Annotated in this window: 5 protein-coding genes and 1 pseudogene; 3 read left to right on the plus strand and 3 right to left on the minus strand. The window is 65.4% G+C overall.

Annotated features, from left to right (window positions below):
• From EOA23_RS36135 to EOA23_RS30425, 3 genes and pseudogenes are all read right to left on the minus strand, one after another.
• Window positions 1-315, minus strand: a pseudogene (locus EOA23_RS36135) (hypothetical protein); the annotation flags it as partial.
• Window positions 312-1,421, minus strand: a complete 1,110-nt coding sequence (locus EOA23_RS30420; protein ID WP_127306843.1) for a glycosyltransferase family A protein — start codon at window positions 1,419-1,421, stop codon at window positions 312-314. The pseudogene EOA23_RS36135 and the gene EOA23_RS30420, both read right to left, overlap by 4 nt.
• On the minus strand, window positions 1,418-2,557 hold the full coding sequence (locus EOA23_RS30425) for an acyltransferase (RefSeq protein ID WP_127306844.1): 1,140 nt from the start codon (window positions 2,555-2,557) through the stop codon (window positions 1,418-1,420). Before EOA23_RS30425 ends, EOA23_RS30420 begins: the two co-directional genes overlap by 4 nt.
• Before the next feature lie 597 nt (window positions 2,558-3,154).
• Between EOA23_RS30425 and EOA23_RS30430 the strand changes: the two genes are divergently transcribed.
• The 3 genes from EOA23_RS30430 (at window position 3,155) to EOA23_RS37005 (ending at window position 5,789) form a co-directional block, all read left to right on the plus strand.
• A complete protein-coding gene (locus tag EOA23_RS30430; RefSeq protein ID WP_127306845.1) occupies window positions 3,155-4,042 on the plus strand; it encodes a DMT family transporter in 888 nt (295 codons plus the stop codon).
• Between the two features lie 381 nt (window positions 4,043-4,423).
• A complete protein-coding gene (locus EOA23_RS30435) occupies window positions 4,424-4,861 on the plus strand; it encodes a hypothetical protein (RefSeq protein ID WP_348628599.1) in 438 nt (145 codons plus the stop codon).
• Window positions 4,862-5,234: 373 nt separating this feature from the next.
• A complete protein-coding gene (locus EOA23_RS37005; RefSeq protein WP_127306847.1) occupies window positions 5,235-5,789 on the plus strand; it encodes a hypothetical protein in 555 nt (184 codons plus the stop codon).
• Window positions 5,790-5,936 lie beyond the last annotated feature (147 nt).

Genomic DNA, 5,936 nt, shown 5'->3' on the forward strand with positions numbered 1-5,936 from the left:
ATGAACGCCGAGCGCCATCCGCTGCTGCGGCACCTGCGCCCCGCCCTGCCCCCTCCTCCGTGGCCCAGGCAGCGGCCACAGGGCTCCTTCATCGTCTGCACGCGCGACCGCCGCTAGCTCTGACATCGCCCTGACCGCAATCTCGGAGCCTCGCCCCGGACTGGCGGCGCGGATCGAGTCGATGCAGGCTTCGAGCACGGCCAGGCGGTCGCGCGTGCAGACGATGAAGGAGACCTGTGGCCGCTGCCTGGGCCACGGAGGAGGGGGCAGGGCGGGGCGCAGGTGCCGCAGCAGCGGATGGCGCTCGGCGTTCATGGCGCGGCCATCCTGTAGGGCGCGAGCACTGACGCTGCCGGCGCGGATTTGAAGCGGTAGGCAAGCCCGTCGGCGCGCTTGCCCGCCCACATCGAGGCCTGGCTCAGCCAGGGCGCCCAGGCGCCGGGGCCGAACGCGTATTTCTCGCGGCGGCGGATCGCGTTCCATTTCCCGGTCAGCGTCAGCAATTCATGTGTCAGCGCCGGTCGCTCCTCGTCATTGACGAGCTGGTAGAGGAAGTAGAACAGGTTCAGCGCGCCGGCTTCCAAGCTCGGCCGCGTCGGGTCGGGCAATGGCGCGATCCGCTCTTCAAGCGCCCGGATGAAAGCGGCCGCCCGGCGCACGGTTTCGAGGCAGACGCGGTCGCCGATGGCACGCAGGTCCGTGCTGTCTTCCGCCAATCCCAGACGCTCGAGATTCTCGCCGACGATCTTGAGATGCGTGCGCCGCATCTCCCTGCTGTGCCGGCTGGTCACGCTGCCGGGGTGCAGGCGGTAGACGAGCAGGCTCTCCGGCATCAGCGCCGCCGGATAGCGGTCGGCCAGCCGCCGGAAGAGGTCGAAATCCTCAGCATGCCGGTAGTTGCCGTCGTAGTGGAGGTCGGCCTCGGAGATGACCTTGCGGTTGTAGACCACCGTCGGGTGCATGAAGATGGTGAAGAATTTCGACAGCACGGTGAGGTCGAGACGGAACACAGGGTCGAGCCGCCCCTTAAGGACGCGGCCATGCAGCAGCGTGTCCACGAGCGCGCCGCAGAAGCCGAGCTCCGGCCGCGCGGCAAACAGCGCCGCCTGGCGCGACAGCCGCCAGGGATAGGCGAAGTCGTCGGCATCCATGCGCGCGACCAGCTCGCCCCGCGCGACCGCCAGCCCTTCGTTGAGGCTGGCGACGAGGCCACGGTTTTCGCGCGAGATGATTGATACGCGGCTGTCGTACCGGCGGCAGCGTTCGAGGATTTCCAGGGACCGGTCGGTCGATCCGTCGTCGATGGCGATGATTTCGAGCTGGTCGTAGTCCTGCCGCAGGATCGACTGCATGGCGGCGGCCACGTAGGGCTCGGCATTGTAGACCGGCAACAGCACGGAGATGAGAGGTGCCGCGGTCATGGTCGGCTCCGGTCCGTCGGCCGCAGATCGAGCGCCGGGGCGGCGCCGAACCGGAGGGCCTCGCTCGCGCTGCGCGGATGAGCGGGCGGGACATAGGGGAAATAGCGCTTGAAACCGTTGAGCGGCTTCTCGAAGAACACCCAGGAAAGCGAGGCGACGACCACGGTGGCGGTGCCGGCGACGAGGAACCGTCCCGGCCCCTGTTCCGAGACGTTGACCGGGATCCATGGCTGCGCCCTGACGGCCAAGCCCAGTAGGATCGAATGATAGAGGTACACGCCGTAGCTGATGCGGCCGAGCCACAGCAGCGGGGGGAGTTCGGCCAGCCTGCCCATTGTGCCGCGCAGCCCGTTCGAGCATGCGGCGACGATTGCCAGCATCGGCACCAGCGGCAGCACCTGCACCAGCGCCCAGCGCGGCCACTCCCAGGCCGAATCCGCCGGCCCGGGATCGGACTGGACCACGAACAGAAACGCCACCGCCAGGGCCGGCCAGCAGAGCCGCATCCATTGCGGCGCCGCGCCCCTGGCGCGGCGGACGGCAAGCAGGGCGCCGCAGCCAAGCGCGTCCATCGAGGCCGGCGGCAGCAGGTCGCGGGCGAGTGCCGGGTTGGCGGCGATCGGCCAGTAGAACCGGTAGGCGAGCGAGAAGGCGATGACGCCGATGGCGATCGCCTCGATGCGCCGGCGCGGCGCCAGAAGCACGATCAGCGGCCAGGCGAGGTAGAATTGCTCCTCGATGCTGAGGCTCCAGAAGTGGCAGAGCAGCCAGGGCGTCCAGTCGTTCTGCCGCGCGTACCAGAAATTCGAGAGGTAGAGCGCATGCCAGGCGAGCGAGGGCCTGGATTGTTCCGAGGCGAGCCATGCGAGCGCCAGCACCGCGAAGTAAGGCGGGAATATCCTGAGCATGCGCCTGGCATAGAAGGAACGCAGCGCCGGCCCGGAGGCGAATGCGCTGGTGTCACGCGCGTCCAGCAACAGCCGGGTGATCAGGAAGCCGGAAAGCACGAAGAACAGCCTGACTCCGAGATGGCCTACGAAGGACGAGCCGCCGGGAGCGAAGAAATGCGAGTAGAGCACCAGCATCACCGCAACGCCCCGCAAGGCATCCAGCTGGATGTCGCGCGCGTTTGTCATCAGCGGCGTTCGCCAGGTCGGTCACGCCACGCGGCAGAGGGCCGGCAAATCTCGCCGCTGCGGGCCGACCGCTTGCCGTCCGGGCCCGGGGCGCAATCCCTGCCGGCCGGCGGAATGCCCATCCGAGTCACAATAATGGCATCCTCCAACGAGCATGCCCCCGCTCCACGATTGTCGCGGCAGATGTTGCGGTGCAACACAAAATGCTTACGATCCTGAAATAAGATGTGATGCCGGTGCGGGACGAAAATAGTTGTATTGCGAAAATATTCGTACGGTTCATCCAATGGTCCTATGAAGCCATAGGCAATTGGTCTGATTTGCGGAAAGTATCAATCGCGATGGGTGTCGGAGAGTTATCCCTGCAACCGCAGCGGGTATGATGGCAATATTGAGAAAAAGGCTCGATCGCGGTGCCAATTTCTACAGAAGAGTCTACGGAAGTATCTTGAACTTCGAGTCATTGTGCGTTGCAGCAGGCTTGCCACCCGAGGGAGGGGGCCGCCTTGTCCCATCATCCGCCGCCCGCTGCCTCACGACGGCGCTGCCGCAAAGGCCTTATCTCCGATCCCGACCAAGGTAGGGGACGGAGAGCAAGTGACGTCGACGCCGATTGCAAAACCGCAGGCGCAAATGGGCGCCATGCCCGTGTTCGGCCTGCTTGGCTCGATGCTGTCGGTGCAGGTTGGCGCTGCCTTTGCCAAGGGCCTGTTCCCGGTGCTGGGGCCGGAGGGCACGACCATGCTGAGGCTTGCCATCGGCGCGCTGATGCTGGCGGCGGTGCTGAGGCCATGGAAGGTGCTGCCCTCGCGGAAAAACCTGCCCTGGCTGGCCGCTTACGGCATCACTGTCTGCGCCATGAACCTGCTGTTCTATGCCGCGCTCCAGCGCATTCCGCTGGGTATCTGCGTGGCGCTGGAATTCACCGGGCCGCTGTTCGTTGCGACCCTCGGCTCCAGGCGCCTGCTCGACCTTGTCTGGGTGGGGCTGGCGATAGCCGGCATCGCGCTGCTGTCGCCTTTTGCGGGGATCAGCCGCGGGCTCGATCCGCTGGGCGTGGCGCTGGCGCTGGCGGCCGGCGCCTGCTGGGGGCTCTACATCATCTTCGCGCAGAAGGCCGGCGCCGAGCTCGGCGCGCGCACCTCCGCCTATGGCATGGCGATCGCCGCGGTGCTGGCGCTGCCTTTCGGCTTCGGCGCCGCGCAGCCCTATTTCGGTGACCCGCACGTCATGGCCGGCGCGGCCGTGGTCGGCCTCTTCTCCAGCGCGCTGCCCTTCTACCTGGAAATGCTGGTGCTGGCCCGCATGCCGGCCAGGGTCTACGGCATGCTTGTATGCCTGGAGCCGGCGGGCGCCGCGCTGACCGGCTTCCTGTTTTTGGCGGAGAAGCTCAACCTTCTGCAATGCGCCGGCATCGCCGCTGTCATTGCCGCCGCCTTCGGCACGGCGGTCGCAGCGCGGCGGCCGGCGCCTTCGCCGGCCTGACCCCCCCGGAAGCCGTCGCGCGCACCAGAATCCATTTCTGAGCGACGCGCTCCAAAGCGCTGCCCGGCTTGGAGAAATCGATGCGCGCACGGCAATATCCGACCACATCCGGTGGTTGAAATAAGACTTAGGTCCTATCGAAAATAGCAATAAGTCCGAGTGGACAAGACAAGGGTCGTGGGCCACTTCCTAATCATGGGCTGATTGGGGATGCTTATGCTGCGACATTGCCGGTGGGGTAGTTCGGCCGACGGGCTGAAGGGCTGGCGTGGGGAGAGCGGGATGCGCTTAACGCGCAGGGGCTGCAGGCTGGTCTTGCGAGCGCTGACTGCGTTGGCGCTTGTTGTCGCGCCTTTCAGTCTCTCCCTCGATGGTGTCGTTGTGACCAAGGCCTATGCCGGCAAAGGCGGCAATGGTGGCGGGAACGGCGGCAATGGTGGTGGAAACAGCGGCGGGAACGGCGGCGGCAACAGCGGAAACGGCGGGAACGGCGGCGGCAACAGCGGAAACGGCGGGAACAACGGCGGGAACAGCGGGAACAGCGGCGGCAATAGCGGGAACAGCGGCGGGAACAGCAGCGGGAACAACAGCTCGAGCAACAGCGCCACCGAGGCGAGCGCCGCCGATGTCGACAGCCACGTGAACGCGGCGACCGGCGATAAGGTCGAGGCCACCGCCGGCAGCATCCAGGTTACGCACCGCAATGGAATGAAGGAGACGATCGAGAACGGCCGGTTCAGGATGGAAGACAAATACGGACGCACCATCGTCGACCGCAAGGCCACCATGGCCGATCTCAATCGCCTGAAGAGTTTGTGAAAGCAGAGTTTGTGAGAGCGAGGTTTTATCCGGATTAGATCTTAAGGGACCGAAGGTCAGCGCTGCAAAATCAGGTTGCCACCTTTTGCTTCGTCTCTGCGGTCCTGATCGTCTTGCGATGGAATCTGGCTACTCACCTTACCCCCGCCTCCGTGCGGGGGTAATTTTTTCAAGCTGCGGCGATTGCTGCTGTTGCGACATTGGTCACCCGTGGCGGCGGAAATGGTCTGATCGGCCGGAGCATGGGTCGTGGGCCGCTTTCGTCGCGTCGGAGGAATGTGATCCTTGCCTCCGTCAAGAGACCGGTTCCGCGTTGCCCGTGCCGAGAGCGGACCTTCGGCAAACCGAGGTGGAACCGGCAAGAAGGAAAAGAATGCGCCAACCCGCCCGCAAAAGGCTAGCCGACCTCTCGCTGCGCTTCTCTGTCGCCCTGGCGGTTGTGGTCGCGCCCTGCCTGCTGGCGCCGGGCAACGTGACAAAGCTCATGTCCGCCGCCTACGCCGGCAACGGCAATAGCGGCGGCAATGGCAATGGCGGCAACTCGGGTTCCGGCGGCGGTTCCAACTCCGGCTCCGCAGGTGGCTCCAATTCCGGCTCTGCCGGCGGATCCAATTCCGGCAACGCCGGCGATGACGGTAACGCCGGCGGCAATTCCGACAACAGCAATGCCGGTGGCGGCAACGCCAATGCCGGGCCGGGCAACAACAGCGGCAAGGGCCATGCCAATCCCGGCGGCAAGAACAGCTATACCAACGCGGCAACCGGCGACACGCTCTCGATCGACGGCAACAAGATCACCGTCGTCCACCGCAACGGCATGAAGGAAGAAGTCCGGAACGGCCGTTTCGAGATGACCGACGCGCAAGGCCGCACCATCATCGAGCGGCAGGCGACGGAGGAGGATCTGAATCGTCTGCTGAGCTTGTGAGGGCCGGGAAAGGCTACCCCCTTTTTCCGATGCCCTCGCATGTCACCCCCGTCCCTTGAGGCGGGGGTGATTTGCGTTGGGGGAGGGGAATTGAGGAACTGAAGAACTGAAGAACTGAAGAAAGAAGGATCGGCCACCGTTCCTTGC

Origin of the sequence: Mesorhizobium sp. M2A.F.Ca.ET.042.01.1.1 (assembly GCF_003997405.1) — a bacterium.
Taxonomy (GTDB): domain Bacteria; phylum Pseudomonadota; class Alphaproteobacteria; order Rhizobiales; family Rhizobiaceae; genus Mesorhizobium.